The 15421-nt window shown below is 70.4% G+C and carries 13 protein-coding genes and 2 pseudogenes; 11 read left to right on the forward strand and 4 right to left on the reverse strand.

What is annotated here, in order from left to right; all coding sequences use genetic code 11:
- Nucleotides 1-590: pseudogene (locus G3I65_RS57140) on the reverse strand (transposase); the annotation flags it as partial.
- A gap of 134 nt (nucleotides 591-724) precedes the next feature.
- Here G3I65_RS57140 and G3I65_RS09205 point away from each other — a divergent pair.
- Nucleotides 725-970, forward strand: coding sequence for a hypothetical protein (locus tag G3I65_RS09205; protein ID WP_160695704.1), 246 nt, complete (start codon nucleotides 725-727; stop codon nucleotides 968-970).
- Nucleotides 971-1119: 149 nt separating this feature from the next.
- Here the strand turns inward: G3I65_RS09205 and G3I65_RS59035 are convergent.
- Nucleotides 1120-1579, reverse strand: a pseudogene (locus G3I65_RS59035) (hypothetical protein); the annotation flags it as partial.
- Nucleotides 1552-4212, reverse strand: coding sequence for an AMP-binding protein (locus tag G3I65_RS09210; RefSeq protein ID WP_203612327.1), 2661 nt, complete (start codon nucleotides 4210-4212; stop codon nucleotides 1552-1554). The gene G3I65_RS09210 and the pseudogene G3I65_RS59035, both read right to left, overlap by 28 nt.
- A gap of 188 nt (nucleotides 4213-4400) precedes the next feature.
- Between G3I65_RS09210 and G3I65_RS09215 the strand changes: the two genes are divergently transcribed.
- Genes G3I65_RS09215 through G3I65_RS09225 form a run of 3 tightly spaced genes read left to right on the forward strand, consistent with a single transcriptional unit; the run spans nucleotide 4401 to nucleotide 8026 of the window.
- A complete protein-coding gene (locus tag G3I65_RS09215; RefSeq protein WP_160695705.1) occupies nucleotides 4401-5426 on the forward strand; it encodes an iron ABC transporter substrate-binding protein in 1026 nt (341 codons plus the stop codon).
- The gene (locus G3I65_RS09220) at nucleotides 5427-6989 is read left to right on the forward strand and encodes an iron ABC transporter permease (protein ID WP_160695706.1); all 1563 of its coding nucleotides are present in this window, start codon (nucleotides 5427-5429) and stop codon (nucleotides 6987-6989) included. It begins immediately after the preceding gene.
- Entirely contained in the window at nucleotides 6986-8026 is a 1041-nt protein-coding gene (locus tag G3I65_RS09225) for an ABC transporter ATP-binding protein (RefSeq protein WP_160695707.1), read from the forward strand. The genes G3I65_RS09220 and G3I65_RS09225 overlap by 4 nt, the downstream gene beginning before the upstream one ends.
- 888 nt (nucleotides 8027-8914) lie before the next feature.
- Here the strand turns inward: G3I65_RS09225 and G3I65_RS58735 are convergent.
- Complete coding sequence (locus G3I65_RS58735) at nucleotides 8915-9082, reverse strand: hypothetical protein (RefSeq protein WP_160695708.1); 168 nt, start codon at nucleotides 9080-9082, stop codon at nucleotides 8915-8917.
- On the opposite strand from G3I65_RS58735, the gene G3I65_RS09235 reads away from it, so the two are divergent.
- The 7 genes from G3I65_RS09235 to G3I65_RS09265 all read left to right on the forward strand — a co-directional run bounded on the left by G3I65_RS09235 (nucleotide 9021) and on the right by G3I65_RS09265 (nucleotide 15407).
- Nucleotides 9021-10073, forward strand: coding sequence for a C40 family peptidase (locus G3I65_RS09235; protein WP_163046659.1), 1053 nt, complete (start codon nucleotides 9021-9023; stop codon nucleotides 10071-10073). The two genes, G3I65_RS58735 and G3I65_RS09235, sit on opposite strands and share 62 nt — an antisense overlap.
- A gap of 178 nt (nucleotides 10074-10251) precedes the next feature.
- Complete coding sequence (locus G3I65_RS09240) at nucleotides 10252-10593, forward strand: NADH-quinone oxidoreductase subunit A (RefSeq protein WP_160695710.1); 342 nt, start codon at nucleotides 10252-10254, stop codon at nucleotides 10591-10593.
- Nucleotides 10584-11786, forward strand: a complete 1203-nt coding sequence (locus tag G3I65_RS09245) for a hypothetical protein (protein ID WP_160695711.1) — start codon at nucleotides 10584-10586, stop codon at nucleotides 11784-11786. Before G3I65_RS09240 ends, G3I65_RS09245 begins: the two co-directional genes overlap by 10 nt.
- The gene (locus G3I65_RS09250; protein ID WP_160695712.1) at nucleotides 11779-12705 is read left to right on the forward strand and encodes a complex I subunit 1 family protein; all 927 of its coding nucleotides are present in this window, start codon (nucleotides 11779-11781) and stop codon (nucleotides 12703-12705) included. The genes G3I65_RS09245 and G3I65_RS09250 overlap by 8 nt, the downstream gene beginning before the upstream one ends.
- Nucleotides 12706-12719: 14 nt before the next feature.
- Nucleotides 12720-13283: an NADH-quinone oxidoreductase subunit J gene (locus G3I65_RS09255; protein ID WP_160695713.1), complete on the forward strand. Its 564-nt coding sequence runs from the start codon at nucleotides 12720-12722 to the stop codon at nucleotides 13281-13283.
- Nucleotides 13280-13585 (forward strand): NADH-quinone oxidoreductase subunit NuoK, encoded by a 306-nt coding sequence (gene nuoK / locus G3I65_RS09260; protein ID WP_160695714.1) that lies wholly within the window; start codon nucleotides 13280-13282, stop codon nucleotides 13583-13585. The genes G3I65_RS09255 and nuoK overlap by 4 nt, the downstream gene beginning before the upstream one ends.
- 4 nt (nucleotides 13586-13589) lie before the next feature.
- Entirely contained in the window at nucleotides 13590-15407 is a 1818-nt protein-coding gene (locus G3I65_RS09265; RefSeq protein WP_160695715.1) for an NADH-quinone oxidoreductase subunit L, read from the forward strand.
- Nucleotides 15408-15421 lie beyond the last annotated feature (14 nt).

Below are 15421 nucleotides of genomic sequence, written 5' to 3' on the forward strand. Positions count from 1 at the left end.
CCTGGCGTGCAGCGAGAAGATCTTCTGCATCGAGCAGATCCGCCACACCCGGTTCTCCGAGGCAGTGAACCCGCGGCGGGCGAGTTCGTCAGCGATGAACCGGTACCCATCGGCCGGATCGTCGGCATGGATCTCGAGCGCGGCGTTGATCAGATGCGCGTCGTCGAAGTCCCGCTGACAGACCGGGGCAGCGCACCACTGGTAGTAGGCCTGCCGGGAGATCCCCAGCACCCTGCACGTCACCGCGGCCGGCACCCGCACGGGGGCGCCGGCCGCGGCCAGTTCACGGACGAGCGGGAAGGCTATTTTCCCGGCAGATTGCCCTGCGCCAGGTAGGCCGCGGCCTTGCGCAGGACCTCGTTCTCCTGCTCCAGCAGCCGGTTGCGTTTACGCAGCTCGCGTAGCTCGGCGGACTCCTCCCGGGTCACTCCGGGCCGGGTGCCGTCCTCGACGTCGGCCGCGCGCAGCCAGTTGGCCAGGCACGATTCGGAGATCCCGAAGTCTTTGGCGACCTGCTTCAACGGGGTCTCGCCGCGGCGAGCGACGGCGACGACGTCGTCACGGAACTCGCGGGGGTAGGGCTTGGGCACGATGACATCCTTCCAGGCGAGGCCGCAGCCTCACAGGTGAGGTGTCAACCAGACCCTGGGCAGACCCTCCCGACTCTCCCCTTGCCTTCAAGCCTTACGACGCCACGTTGGATCAATTCGTCAAGAGACGGATCATGTACAGCAACGCCAACTGGATCACCGTCCGAGACGCGGTCAACTACTTCGCCAACATCGCCGGAGCAGTTCACCACGGACCGGCCAAGAGCGCGCACCAGCACGCGTTGGATGCTGCTGCTGCCTTCTACGGCCGCCACGAACTTCCTGGCGCGCTGTACCAGATGAAACTGATCGGGCGGTTGACGGTCCAAAGCCTTGACCCGCTCCGCGAAGCGGTTCTGGCGTCAGGCAAGGCCGTCTAGGGCCGTAAGAAGCCGCCGGATACCAGCGAGGCCGGCAGCCCGCAGGCACAGTAATGCAGGTCCCGTCCCAAAGGTGCGCACCGCCCGTGCTGATGTCCGGACCCTTACATAGGTTCCTCGTGCGGAGGGATCACACCCGGCCCGGTCTCGCCAAGCCCGAATCCATCGGCGTAGATACGCCGGCCCCAGTCCCCTCGGCGAAGTGGCCGCACCGCGACGTCATCCGGGACGTCGTCAGGGCAGCAAGGGCGGGGCGCGAGCAGGCCCATGACGGCGCCGGCCGCGTACGGCAGGCCTCGTTGAACGTGACAACCGTGGCCGTGCCGCACTTCTGCATGTGCAGGAACCCGACGTCGGCGAGCTTGCGGACATAGCAGAGTGTCTTGGCGTACTGGATTCCGGGTGGCCGAGACCGCCGATGCCCTGTAGGGCGACGAGCGAGCCGGGCCGGGCGTCGGCCGTGAGCAACGCTCGGTTCACGGTAAGCCAGGTGAACAGCAGCGGTGCGCCGTCGAAGGGCCGTACGCCGTCGGGAATGCGGACCAGGCCGCGGTGGCCGCTGAGGCAGCCGACGCCGGACGCTACCTTCGGGCGCGCTGTTCCACCGATGTCACTCCCGTTGGGGCGCAAGCCATGGCGGCCCGTCGCCACCGACGCCCGAACTGCCCGCCGATCATGACCGCCTGCCGGGCCGCGATCCCCAGGGCTACGCACGCCACGAGGGTCAGGAGCGGCGGCAAATGGTTCAACAGGGCCGGGAACACGGCGTAATGGGTCAGGTAGCTGTAGAGCGACGCGTCGGCGATCAGCCCGACCGGCCGGACGACGGCCCTGGGCAACGCGAGCTGCGGCAGCGCGATGAGCAGGAGCAGCCCGGCGATGATGATCGCCTCGCGGCTTGGGTCGCCGAAAGACGCCGGGATCAGGGCGAGCACCGCGGCGACGGCGAGGATGTTGGCTGCCGGAGCCGACGCGCGTTGCAGCAGCCAGCCGAGAGCGAAGAACCAGGCGGCGCCGGGCAGCACGAACCTCAGGTCGGGAAACGAGCCCGTGTGGGCCGCGCCCAGATCGGCCAGGAGGGCGACAGCGAGAGCGCCCGCTGCGGTCGCGAGTCCGTGGCGGCGTTCGAACCGGCGGATGGCGGGGACGGCGAACACGGCCGCGAGGATCAGCAGCAGCTGCACCAGGACTTCGAGATACCAATAACCTTTCGCCGGGGCGAACCGGGCGAGGGTGTTGACCAGCAGGACGTTGGCCGGGCCGACGGTATCGTTCACCGTGGCCCGCCAGCCGATCCAGAGCATCGCGGGGAGGGCGATAGCAGCGGCGCTGCGCAGCAGCCGGCCGCTCGTGCCCGCTGCCGGGGCGAGGGCGAACCGGGCGAACGCCCAGCCAGACAGCGCCAGCATCAGGTGCGCGCCACCGGGGATGTGGAACACCCCGATGTGCGTTCCCAGAACCAGGAGGATGGCGGCGGCGCGCAGGACGACACTGGTGTCGACGCGCGCCAGCCGGCTCGTGCGGCTGCGCAGGGTTTCCAGCTCGCGAACGGACATGGTGGGCCACGACGGCGGGAGCCGGTCGAGGATCGCGCCGAGCGTGATCGACATCTTGACGTAGCTCAGCGAATCCCCGCCCAGGCCGGTGAAGGTGTCGTCGGCGGCGATCCGGTCGCGGTGGAGGATCTTGCCGAAGGCGTCGCGGACCGAGGATGCGACGGCCGGAGACCGCGACAGGTCCTGCCGGCGAAGTGCAGGATAGTCGGTCTTTCCGTTGGCGAGGCGAGGAATTCGGGCGAGCTGCCGCACGTGAACGCTCGTCGCGGGGAGGCCTGTCTTCTCGCACGTCGCCTCGTGCGCTCCGTCCGCCCGCGCGGTCACGAAGACGTCGAGTCCGTCGTCGTCGCCGATGCAGGCTGCTTCGAATCCATTGCGACACAAGAGAAGTTCGACGTCGTCGAGGTCGATTCGCTTGCCGAACGGCTTCACGAACCGGTTTCGCCGTCCGATGATCTCGTAGAGCCCGTCGGGCGTGCGGCGGCCGAGATCGCCGGTGGCGAGTGCGTCGATCGTGCGGCCGAGCGCGAGATCGTCCGGGGTCCGCGCGTAACCCATCATCACGTTCGGGCCGCGGTAGACCAGTTCGCCGATACCCGTGTCGTCCGGGTCGGCGATGGTGAAGCTGCCTCCGTCGATCGGCCTGCCGATCGAGCCTGGGCGCGTTTCGGCCAGATCCGGCGGCAGGTAGGCCATGCGCGCGGTCGCTTCGGTCTGGCCGTACATGACGAACAGCTGCCAGCCGCCGCGCTCGCCCATCCGCGCGTAGCGGCGGACCGTCTCGGGCGCGAGCCGGCCGCCGGCTTGGGTGAGGTAGCGCAGGTGCGGTGTGGTGTGCTCGTCGAAGCCGATCCGGTCCAGCAGCTCGAACGTGTGCGGGACGCCGTGCAGGCTCGTCACGCGCTGTTCGCGCACCGTCGTCCAGAATCCCGGATCTGTCACCGATCCCGCGGTCAGCACGAGTGTCGCACCGGCAGCGAGGTTGCTGTTGATGACGGAAAGCCCGTAGCAGTAGTGCATCGGCAGCGACAGAGCCGCGCGGTCGCCCGGGCGGGTGCCGAGGTAACCGGCGATCGCGTCCGCGTTGGCCTGCAGGCTGCTCGCGGCGATCCGGACCAGTTTGGGCGATCCCGTCGAGCCCGATGTGGACAGCAGGAGAGCGAGGTCGGGGTGCAGCGCATGCCGGGATCCGGAGCGCCGGAACTGCGGCTGCGGCAGCTCGTGCGCAGGACCGCCGCGCAGCACGACGTCCGGATCGTAGTGCTCGACGAGAGATTCGACGTGGTCGGCGGCAGTGAGGAGCACCGGATGCCCGGCCCGCAGCGCGGCGAGGTACGCGACCACGGACGCGAGGTCGTTGTGTGCCTCGATCAGCACCAGGCGGCGCGTGGCACCGAGAATCTCGGCGACCGACGAGACCCGCTGGTCGAGTTCGCGATAGCTGACGGTGCCACCGTCCGCGGTGACGACCGCCGCGCGATCACCGTGCCCGGCCAGGTTTCCCGCGAAGCGCACCGGCGAGTACACAGTAGACGGATTGAAGGGAAGAATTCTCTGTGCTGGCGCCAACATCAGCGAATCGTGGGTCATGTCCGGGTAGTCCTCGCTCGCTCCGGCCACGCAGCGGCGCGCGACCGGAGCGAAGCATAGGCTAACCAAACCCTTTTGCGAAGTCGCCTGCGCCACACCGCTTGGTTAGCGGACGGTAAATCCGAATTGGACTCACCTAAGGTGCGTTTTCCGTTGGAAAGCAACGAACTTCGCTTCGCCGAAGACCACCACTTCGGAGTAACGGGCATCACGCTGCCAACCCCACCGGATGTGCTTAAGGTGTCCTAACCAAGCTAAGCCTAACTTTCGGAGATGTGGTCGTGATGCGGTTCACCAGGCGTTCGGCGCTGGCCGTCGTCGGCGTTGTCGTCGCGCTCGCCGCGAGCGCGTGTGGCGCCGGATCGGGCAGCGCGGCCGGCGGGGGCGCCTTGACGCTGTACAACGCCCAGCACGAGGACCTGGTGAAGGCGTTGGTGGACGGGTTCGCCAAGGAGACCGGGATCAAGGTCGACATCCGCTCCGGCAAGGACTTCGAGCTGGCGAACCAGCTGGTGCAGGAGGGGGCCGCGAGCCCCGCGGACGTGTTCGTCACGGAGAATTCGCCCGCGATGAGCCTGGTGGACGGCAAGGGCCGGTTCGCCAAGGTCGACGACGCGACGCTGGGTCAGGTCCCGGCCGGGTTCGTCCCGTCGAGCCGCAACTGGACCGGCTTCGCCGCCCGCTCGACCGTGCTGGCGTACAACGCGAAGAAGCTCACCGCCGACCAGGTGCCCGCGTCCCTGATGGACCTGGCCCAGCCGCGGTGGAAGGACAAGATCGGCATCGCCGCGGCGGGCGCGGACTTCCAGGCGATCGTCAGCGCCGTCCTGGAGGTCAAGGGCGAGGACGCCACGCGGCAGTGGCTGGCCGGGCTGAAGACGAACGCCAAGGTCTACCCCGGGAACATCGCGGTGATGAAGGCCGTCAACAGCGGCGAGCTGGAAGCCGGCGTGATCTACCACTACTACTGGTACAAGGATCGTGCCGAGTCCGGCGCCAACAGCGCGAACACCGAGCTGAAGTTCTTCGGCGGCAAGGATCCCGGCGGTTTCCTGAGCATCTCCGGCGCGGGCGTGCTCAAGGACGCCAAGCACGCCGCGGAGGCGCAGCGGTTCGTCGCCTATCTGACCGGCCATGCCGGGCAGCAGATCCTCGCCGACAGCAAGGCCCTCGAGTACCCGATCGGCAAGGATGCGAAGCCGAACCCGAAGCTGAAGCCGCTGACCGAGCTGGATCCGCCCGCGGTCGACCCGGCGAAGCTGAACGGCCCCAAGGTCGTCGAGCTGATGCAGCAAGCAGGCCTGATCTGAGTGTCCGCGCCCCCATCCGTCGACGTACGCCGGGGCCCGCGCCGCGACAGCCGGCCGCTCGGGGTGGTCGTGGCGGCGGTCGCGGTCGCCGCCCTCGCGGTGGTACCGCTCGGGTTCGTCGTCTGGTCCACTGTGGACGCCGGGTGGGGTGAGGTGCGCCGGCTGGTCCTGCGACCGCGGACGGCCGAACTGCTTTGGAACACCGTCCGCCTCACCGGCGGAGCCGTCGTCCTGAGCGCGGTGCTCGGGACCGGCGCCGCGTGGCTGGTCGAACGCTCGAGCGTGCCCGGGCGGCGGCTGTGGACCGTGCTGATGGCGGCGCCGCTGGCGGTCCCGGCGTTCGTCAACAGCTACGGCTGGGTGTCCCTCGTGCCCGCGGCGAACGGCTACTTCGGCGCGCTCGTCATCGTGACCCTGTCCTACTTCCCGTTCGTGTACCTGCCGGTCGCCGCGGCACTGCGCGGCCTCGATCCCGCGCTGGAGGAGACCGCCCACAGTCTCGGGGACGGTCCGTTCCGGACGTTCCGGCGCACGGTGCTGCCCCAGCTGCGGCCGGCGCTCGCCGGCGGCTGCCTGCTCGTGGCCCTGCACTTGCTGGCCGAGTTCGGCGCCCTGCAACTGCTGCGGTTCCCGACGTTCACCACCGCGATCTACGACCAGTACCAGTCGTCGTTCAGCGGCCCGGCCGCGAACATGCTCGCCGCCGTGCTCGTCCTGTGCTGCCTCGTGCTGCTGCTCGGCGAGCTGCGGTTGCGCGGCAACGCCCGCTACTCCCGGGTGGGTGCGGGTGTCGCGCGACCGCCGGCGCGGGTGCGGCTGGGGCCGTGGACCGGGCCCGCCTTGCTGGCGCTGGGCGCGCTCGCCGCGCTCGCGCTCGGCGTTCCGCTGGGCAGCCTCACGTACTGGCTGGTGACCGGCACCTCCTCCGACCTCTCGATGGACCTCCTGCTGGAGACCACCGGCACGTCGCTCGGCCTCGGCGCTCTCGCAGCGCTGTGCGCGGTGATCGCGGCGATCCCGGTCGCCTGGCTGGCCAACCGCCATCGCGGCCACCTGACCACGCTGCTGGAACGCAGCACGTACTTCGGGAACGCACTGCCCGGCATCGTGGTGGCCCTCGCGCTGGTCACGCTCGGGATCCGGGTGGTGCCGATGTGGTACCAGACGATCGTGCTGCTGGTCGCCGCCTACGTGATCCTCTACCTGCCGCGGGCGGTCGTGAACGTGCGCGCCGCGTTCGCCCAGGCGCCGCCCGTCCTCGAGGACGTCGCCCACAGCCAGGGCCTCGGCCGGCTGCCGACCCTGCTGCGGGTCACGCTGCCGCTGGCCGCGCCCGGGCTCGGTGCCGCGGCGGCGCTGGTGTTCATCGCCGTGGTGACCGAGCTGACCGCGACCCTGCTGCTGTCGCCGATCGGCACCCGGACCCTGGCCACGCAGTTCTGGACCGACAGCGACAGCGCCGCCTACGCCGCCGCGGCCCCCTACGCCGCGGTCATGGTGCTGCTGTCGGCCCCCGCCACCTACCTGCTCACCCGCACGCCACGCAGGAGTTCGACGCGATGACCTCGCTGACCGTGTCCGGCCTCACGAAGGCCTTCGGGACCACCCGCGTCCTCGACGGGATCGATCTGCACGTCCCCGCGCACGGCCTCACCGCCGTCCTCGGGCCGTCCGGCTGCGGCAAGACCACGCTGCTGCGGATCATCGCCGGCTTCACCGACCCGGACGCCGGCACCATCGCCTTCGGCGCCGACACCGTGGCAGGCGCCGGACGCCCGGTGCCACCGCAGCGCCGGCGCGTCGGGTTCGTGCCCCAGGAGGGCGCGCTGTTCCCGCACCTGACGGTGGCCGCGAACATCACCTTCGGGCTGCCACGCGCCGCCCGCGGCGACGGGGCGCGGCTGCGAGAACTGCTCGGCCTCGTCGACCTCGACACCGCGGTGGCCCAGCGCTACCCCCACGAGCTGTCCGGCGGCCAGCAGCAGCGCGTCGCACTCGCCCGCGCGCTGGCCCCGTCCCCGGCCGTCGTCCTGCTCGACGAACCGTTCTCCTCCCTCGACCCCGGCCTGCGCGAGGGAACCGGCCGCGCGGTTGCCGCGGCCCTGCGCGCCACCGGCGCGACCGCGGTCCTGGTCACCCACGACCAGGGAGAGGCTCTCTCGCTGGCCGACCAGGTCGCGGTGATGCGCGCCGGACGCCTCGTCCAGCTGGACACCCCGGCCGCGATCTACCGCACACCACGCGATACCCGCGTTGCCAGCTTTGTCGGGGACGCGGTCCTCCTGCCCGCCGACGTCCGCGACGGACTCGCCAGCTGCGTGTTCGGTGAGGTCGCCGTGCCCGACGCGCACCCTGGGCGGGCTCAGCTTCTCGTGCGGCCGGAACAGATCCGGCTCGCCGAAGCGTCCTCGGCCGAAGGTGTGGCGGTCGAGGTCGAGGACATCAGCTACTACGGCCACGACGCGTCGGTCCGGCTGCGGGTCGCACCCGACGGGCCCCGCGTCACCGCCCGGGTGGCCGGCGACGACCTGCCGGAGCCGGGGTCCCGCATGAAGGCCACCGTCGCAGGCACCTGCCTCGCCTACCCCGTCGGGGACTGACCCGCCCGCCTCGGCGAGGCCGCGCAGCCCGACGTGACGTATGCCACCGGCCAGCAGGCAGGCCGTCCTTGAGCGCAGCCGCGTCGGTGCCTCCGCCTGGCGATCGTGGTCCGTCACCGGTCCAGACCACAGCCGGTTTTGCGGACGCACGGCGGCGAGTTTTCGGTATGTTTCGGCGTCAGCGCGGAAGCGAACACGGTCGTAGCCGTCATTGTGGCCGAGGTAGTCCACCCCGAGCTCGTACTGGTCGGTGAAGAAGTACGGCAGCTCGTCGTAGGTTGTGTCCTGGCCAAACATCTCGGCCGCCGCGACGGCCGGCTGGTTGAGTGCGTCGCCCAGTGCTCCACGCGGATCGGACGACCGTGGAACGGCTGGTCGGCGTTGGCGACGGCTCGCTGGTACAGAGGCGGACGCCGACGCGGATACCGTTGTCCACAATCAGTCGGGCGGTTTCGGCAGCGCCATGTTCGCAACCGCGCCTATGCCGACGAGGACGGCGTCGGCTTCGATACGCGTTCCGTCGACGGAGACTCACGTGCGTCACCGCATCGGCGTGCGCAGCAGCACCGGCAGTGGGCTCGCAAACCTTACACCTTAGACCGGCCAAGCTTCGACGACGGGTACACCTCACAAATGCTTCAGTTCACGACGAGATCCTGGTTACTATCGTAACTAGTAGCTCCACGTGCACCCGCCTCAACGCATCGTGATCGACGCGGTTTTTCGTGGTGCGTTTGGCCAGCTCGCGCAGCAACCGGCGATTTTCTTCCCCCAGAAGGTGGACGGCAGCCCGATCGGTTCGTAATCTGTCCGAGATCTCGCGGCCGATGCTGTCCCCCGACGGCGACGCGGGATCGCTGCCGGGTTGCCGGACCACCAACGCGCGCTTCACCTGTTGCGATGCAGCGCGGCCTGGTCCTGGGTGAAGAGGAATCCCCCGATTCTCTTCTCCTCCATGCCCGGCGGCCCGATGGCAAAGGAGAACTGCGCGACCGTGCAGTCGCAACCGATCAGACGCGTGGTGTCCGGCGTCCTCGCCGCGGCCTCGGTGATCACCCTCGTCACCGTCGGCCTCCCCTCGGCCACCGCCGCACCCGTCCCCGTCCTGCAAGCCCCGCCCTCCGGCTCCGACGCCCTCGCGAAGTACCGCGAACTGGCCGAACAGGCGGAAAAGCTCAACGAAGACCTGCTCAAGGCCCAGGACGACCTGAAGGCCAAGCAGGGTGAGCTCGACAAGGCCACCAACGACGTCAACGCGGCGAAGGACCAGGGCGCCAAGGCCACCGAAAACCAGAAGAAGTACCAGGCCGAGGTCGACAAGTTCGCCGGCGCGTCCTTCACCAGCGGCGTCCAGCTCAACAAGCTGTCCGCACTGCTGTCCGGGACGTCCACACAGGACTTCCTGGATCGCTCCTCGGCGTTGGAAGTCATCGCGGGCGAGAAGAACGGCGCGATGGACAGCCTCACCGGCGCCGTCCGGGAGGCGAACGACGCCACCTCGAAAGCCACGGACGCCGCGAAGCGCGCGCAGGACGCGCGGGACGCCGCGGCCAAGCTGACCGAGGACATCAAGGCCAAGCAGAAGACGCTCAACGACCAGATCGAGCAGATCAAGGCCGCCGACAAGAACCTGAGCGCATCAGACAAAGCCGCCCAGCGGGACACCGGCGGCGAGGCGCCCAACGTCAAAGCACCGACCGCGGCCGCGCAGACCGCGGTCAACGCGGCACTGAGCAGGCTCGGCAAGCCGTACGTCTGGGGTGCTACCGGCCCCGACTCGTTCGACTGCTCGGGCCTGATGCTGTGGGCGTATGCGAAGGCCGGCATCACGCTGCCCCGCAACTCCGCCGCACAGGCCCAGTACGGCACGTCGGTGCCGCGCGACCAGCTGCAGCCCGGCGACCTCGTCGCCTACTACTCGCCGGTGTCCCACATCGGGATGTACATCGGCGACGGCAAGATGGTGCACGCGCCGACCAGCGGTGACGTCGTCAAGATTTCCCCGCTGCAGAGCCAGTACGCCGGGGCGACCCGCCCGACGGCCTGACCTTCCGGGCCGGACCGGGTGACGCCACCCGGTCCGGCTCGGCGATCGCAGCCGGCGCCCGACCTGCCGAGGGCATAGCGTTACCCCCTACCCGTATGTATGATCCGATTTCGAGCTGCCTCGCCGATTTCGGTCCTCTAGGCTGCTTAGTAGATCGACGTGGCCAGGGGGAGGTGCGGTGCAGGGTGCTCTCGTAGTGCTCGTCGGTGTCCTCGTGCTCACTGCGGCGGTCTACGGCGTCGCAAGGCTGATCCGGCTGGCGCCGGCCGCTCGGGACGTCCTGCCGTACCTCTCCGGTGGCTCCCCCGCCGAACATGCGGTCTCTCGCTACCACGTCCGGTGGTACACGATCACCATGGTCTTCCTGGCGTTCGACATGGAGATGGTGTTCATGTACCCGTGGACGCTCGTCGTCGCGGAGGTCGGGACGACGGCCGTGGTCGAGATGTTCGCCTTCCTGGCCGTGCTGTTCGCTGGCGTCTGGTACGCCCGGCGCGAAGGCGTCTTCCGATGGACCTGACGGCCTGGCTGCTCGGCCGGACGCCTGTCCGGCCGCTGATCGCCAGCGCGGTCGGCGCGACGGGTGTCCGCCTCGCCGTCGAACGGGAGATGCGCCTGCGCGGCTGGCGGCCCGCGCTGAATCCCGCGGAGGCGAACCTCCTGGTGGTCGCGGGCCCGGACGACGCCGCGATGGCCCCGTTCGTCGACGCGGTGTGGCAACTGGTTCCGGCGCCTCGCGTGCGCATCGGCCTGGCGGACCCGTCGGAGGTTCCGGCTGCGCTTTCCGAGGCCGAGCGGCGTCTGCGATCGCGAGATGAGCAACGCTCGTCAACCGCAGCAGAGATGACCGACGTGCACGTCACCGACGAGGTGGAACACCACGCGGACGCATCGCACGGCCAGCATGAACACCACCACGAGCCTGCTCCGAACGGCGAACACGACCAGCACGCCCCCGACGAGCACATGGACCACGGCGAGCACCACGAGCACACCTCCGGCGCCGAGCACGATCAGCACGGCGGTGGTGGCCACTCCGAGCACATGGACCACGGCCATCACCACGGGCACGACATGGGCGGCATGGAGATGCCCGGCGGCATCCCGATGGCCGACCGGGCCGACGACCGCGACGGCTTGAAACTCGACCGTCTGACCGTGCCGCTGGGGCCGGTGCTCCCGGCTTGGCCGTCGGGCCTGCTGGTGCGCGTCGTCCTGCAGGGCGACGTCGTGCAGGAGGCCGTCGTCGCGACCGTGCTGCCCCACGGGCACGGGACGCCCCCGTTCTGGGACGGCGAGGCCCGGATCGCGGCGCGCCGGCTGGACAGCTGCGTGCGCCTGCTGACCGTCGCGGACTGGGAGTACGCCGCGGTCACCGCCGCACGGCTGCGCGACGACCTGCTGGCCGGCGAGGACGTCGACGTGCGCTTCGCGCGCTGGGCGAGGCAGGTCCGCCGCTCGCGAATCCTGCGGTGGTCCCTGACCGGGATCGGTGCTCACGCCGCGTCCGGCGACGCATGGGACCGGCTGACCCGTTGGATCGACGAGGCCGCGGCCGCGCTCAAGGGCACCGAGAACCCGGGCGAGACAGACCCGACCGAGATCCTCGATGCCCTGCCGACGCTGCTGACCGGCACCGAGCTCGCGACGGCCCGCCTGGTCGTGGCGAGCTTCGATCCCGACCTCGAACGCCTGCGGGTCTCCCATGGTTGACGAACTCCCCTGGTGGGGCGGCCTGCTACTGCCCGTGGTGCTCTCGATCCTGGCCACGGCGACCGCCTCATGGGACGCGGTCCTGCGGGAACGGGCGAGCGGTGGTCCCGGACGAACGGCGGTGACGCTGCCCTTGCGTCAGGCCTGCGGTCTGCTCGTCCAGCAACGCCGCCGCACGATCGCGGCCGACGTCCTGCTCGGGCGAGGCGGTGCTCTCGCGCTGCTGCTGGCCGCGGTGCTCGCCTCGCTCGTGACTCCGCTCGGCCAGTGGGCCGTAGCGGACCTGTCGATCGGGATCGTCTGGTTCAACGCGATGGCGGTCGTGGCCTGGGCCGCCGTCTGGCTTGTCGGCTGGGGCGCGAACTCGGCGTACGGCCTGGTCGGTGGCTACCGGTTCATCGCGCAGGGCCTGGCCTACGAGCTGCCGCACATGTTCGCGCTCATCACCGCCGCGCTCGGCGCCGGTTCGCTGCGGGTCGCCGACGTCGTGGCCGCGCAGGACTCGCTGTGGTTCGTGGTGTGGATGCCGGTCGCGTTCGTCGTCTATCTGCTGTCGGTGCTCGCGATGGCGTTCTGGGGACCCTTCGGCCACCCGGTCGGCACCGACGCCGCCGGTGGCGCGGCCGCCGAGCTGTCCGGCGTCGACCGGCTCGTCTTCGCCGCCGCCCGGTGGCTGCTGCTGACCTCGGGCGCGGCGTTCGCGGTGCCGCTGTTCCTCGGCGGCGGGTCTGGGCCGCTGCTGCCCTCGTGGCTGTGGTCGCTGGCCAAGACCCTCGCCGTGCTCGCCCTGCTGGTGTGGGTCAAGCGCCGGATCCCGACGCTGCGGATGGAGCGCTACCAGGAGATCGCCTGGGTCGTGCTCATCCCGCTGACGCTGGTGCAGGCCCTCGTCGTCGCCGTCGTCGTCCTCGTCCGCTGAAGGGAGTCCGTCGCATGTGGACACAAGTCGCGTTCTGGTTGTGCGCGGTGGGTGCGGTGGTGACCGGCATCGCGGTGTTCCGGGTGGACTCGATGGCGCGCGCCACCTTCGCGCTGCTGGCCTCGTTCGTCTTCGCCGCGGGCACCGTCCTCCTGCTGAACCTGGCCTACCTGGGCGTGCTCGTGATCCTCATGATGATCATGGAGATGGTCGTCATGGTCGTCTTCATGATCATGTACATGATGAACCCAGCCGGCCTGATGCCGATGACCATGGTGCACAACCAGAAGGGCTCCCTGGCGATCGCGGGCGGGGTGTTCGCCGCGCTCGCCGCCGGCATCTTCCTGGTCGACTGGCCGACCTCGGACCGACCACGGCCGGCGGATCCGACGCGAGCGCTGGGTGAAGCCCTGATGGGCTCGAAAATGCTGGTGATGATGGTGCTCGGGCTGTGCTTGTTCGCCACCATCGTCGCCACCGTCGTGCTGGCCCACCACCGCGGCCGCTACGACCGCTACGGCGACCGGCTCCGCGAGAAGCGGCCCACGGACCCGATCCGGGGAGGGCTGGACCGGTGACCCTGCAGGCGTTTCTCCTCCTCGCCGCGGCGCTGTTCAGCGTCGGGCTCTACGGCGCGCTGTCCCAGCAGTCCATCGTCATGATCATGATGGGGCTGGAGCTGATGGCCAACGCGGTGATCGTCGCCGGGGCCGCGTTCTGGTACTTCGCCTCGCCCACCCGACCGGACGGCCAGGTCGTCGTGCTGGTCGCGGTGACGCTGATGGCGGTCGACATGGCAATCGGGTTCGCGGTGGTCACGGCGATCTTCCGGCGCCGCGACGTCGACCTGACCGACTCCGCCGCGGACCTCAAGGGCTGAGCCGATGACCCTCTGGCTGCTGATCGCCGTTCCCTTGCTCGTGGGTGCCGGGCTGCTGCTCACCGGCCGTACCGCGGACCGCGTCGCTCCGGTGGCCGGCGTCGGGACGGCCGTCGTCACGCTCGTCCTGGCGGTCGCTGCGGCGATCACGCGGCCCGAGGTGTCGGCTCCGCTGCTGGCCCGGCTGCGAGTCGGGCTCGCCGTGGACGGGCTGTCCGCCGTCATGGTCGTGACGGTCGCAGCGGTGCTGGTGGCGGTGCTGGTCTTCGCCGCCGGGGAGTTCGGGGCGGAGGAGTCACGGGCTCGCTTCCACGGCCTGATGCTGGTCTTCGCGGGGGCCATGCTGATCACGGTCACCGCCCGGGACCTCGTGGTGCTGCTGATGGCCTGGGAGGTCATGGGCGCGTGCTCGTACGCGCTGATCGGATTCTGGTGGCGGGAGGACCACCGCGTCGGCTCCGGCGCGATCGCGTTCCTGACCACGCGCTCCGCCGACCTCGGCCTGTACCTCGCGGCCGGAGCAGCGCTCGCGGGCGGGGTCGCGGGCCTGAGCCTGGCCGGGCTGCCCGCGGCCGCGGGTGGCTGGCGGGACGCCGTGGCCGCCGGGATCGCGCTGGCCGCCCTCGGGAAGTCCGCGCAGCTGCCGTTCAGCTTCTGGCTTTCCCGCGCGATGGACGGCCCGAGCCCGGTCTCGGCGCTGCTGCACTCGGCGACCATGGTCGCCGCCGGGGCGTACCTGCTGATCCGGGTCGAGCCGCTGCTGGCCGCGACCGGCTGGGCCGCGGACACGGTGGCCTGGATCGGTGTGCTGACCGCGCTGGTGCTCGGCGCGGTCGCCGTGGTCCAGCGGGACCTCAAGCAGGTGCTGGCCGCGTCCACCTGTTCGCAGATCGGGTTCATGGTGCTCGCCGCCGGTTCCGGCGGTGGCACCGCCGGAACCGGCCAGCTCGTGGCCCACGCGGCGACCAAGAGCCTGCTGTTCCTCGGCGCCGGGGCCTGGCTGGTCGCCCTCGGCACCAAGGACCTCGACCGCCTTCGGGGCGCCGCGCGCCGGTATCCGCTGCTCGGCGTCGCGTTCACCATCGGAGCGCTCACCCTGGCCGGAGTGCCGCCGCTGTCGATCTGGGTGACCAAGGACGCCGTGCTCGCAGCGGCCCTGGCCGACTCCCCCGCGCTGTACGTCGCCGGGCTGGCCGCCGCACTGGTCAGCGGCGCCTACGTCGGCAGGGTGCTGGCGATCCTGTGGCAACCGGCCGAGGTCGCCGAACGGCGGCTGAGTCCGCTGCTGCTCGGGCCGCTGCCGGTTCTTGCGGCGGCGGCCGCGCTGCTCGGGATCGGCGGCCTGCCGGACTTCGCGCAGCGCTTCGCCAGGCTCGTCGGCGCTCCCGAGGCGACACCCAGCTGGGTCGAACTGGTTGCGTCGGGCCTGCTCGCGATCGTCGGCGTCGTCGGGGCCGGGCTCTGGGTCCGCCGACGGGCTCTGCCGGAGGCGGGGGTCCTTGCCGACTGGCTGCGGCTGGAGCGCGTCGCCCACGTCGCCGTGGCGACACCGGCGATGCGGCTCGCACGAAGCCTGGCCCGGTTCGACGACCAGGTCGTGGACGGCGGAGTCCGGGTGGCCGCCGCGACCGGCGCGGCACTCGGGAAGCTGGCCGACGTCCGCGTGGAGGTCTCGATCGAGGCCGTCGTCCGGGCGATTTCGGGCGGGACCCGTGCGCTCGGGCGGCTCGCGCCCCGCCCGCAGACCGGGCAGCTGCACCACTACTACGCCCAGGCCGCGGTCGCGCTGGGCGTCCTTGCCGTGTTGTTGATCATCCTGTGACGAACGTGAGGTAG

Origin of the sequence: Amycolatopsis sp. SID8362 (assembly GCF_010550475.1) — a bacterium.
In the GTDB taxonomy this organism is placed as follows: Bacteria; Actinomycetota; Actinomycetes; order Mycobacteriales; family Pseudonocardiaceae; genus Amycolatopsis; species Amycolatopsis eburnea.

What these genes read in the sequence shown, in the direction of transcription:
- G3I65_RS09205 (WP_160695704.1), top strand. Translation starts at nt 725, where the DNA reads ATGTACAGCAACGCCAACTGGATCACCGTCCGAGACGCGGTCAACTAC.
- G3I65_RS09245 (WP_160695711.1), top strand. Translation starts at nt 10,584, where the DNA reads ATGGACCTGACGGCCTGGCTGCTCGGCCGGACGCCTGTCCGGCCGCTG.
- G3I65_RS09250 (WP_160695712.1), top strand. Translation starts at nt 11,779, where the DNA reads ATGGTTGACGAACTCCCCTGGTGGGGCGGCCTGCTACTGCCCGTGGTG.
- G3I65_RS09215 (WP_160695705.1), top strand. Translation starts at nt 4,401, where the DNA reads ATGCGGTTCACCAGGCGTTCGGCGCTGGCCGTCGTCGGCGTTGTCGTC.
- G3I65_RS09225 (WP_160695707.1), top strand. Translation starts at nt 6,986, where the DNA reads ATGACCTCGCTGACCGTGTCCGGCCTCACGAAGGCCTTCGGGACCACC.
- G3I65_RS09265 (WP_160695715.1), top strand. Translation starts at nt 13,590, where the DNA reads ATGACCCTCTGGCTGCTGATCGCCGTTCCCTTGCTCGTGGGTGCCGGG.
- G3I65_RS09255 (WP_160695713.1), top strand. Translation starts at nt 12,720, where the DNA reads ATGTGGACACAAGTCGCGTTCTGGTTGTGCGCGGTGGGTGCGGTGGTG.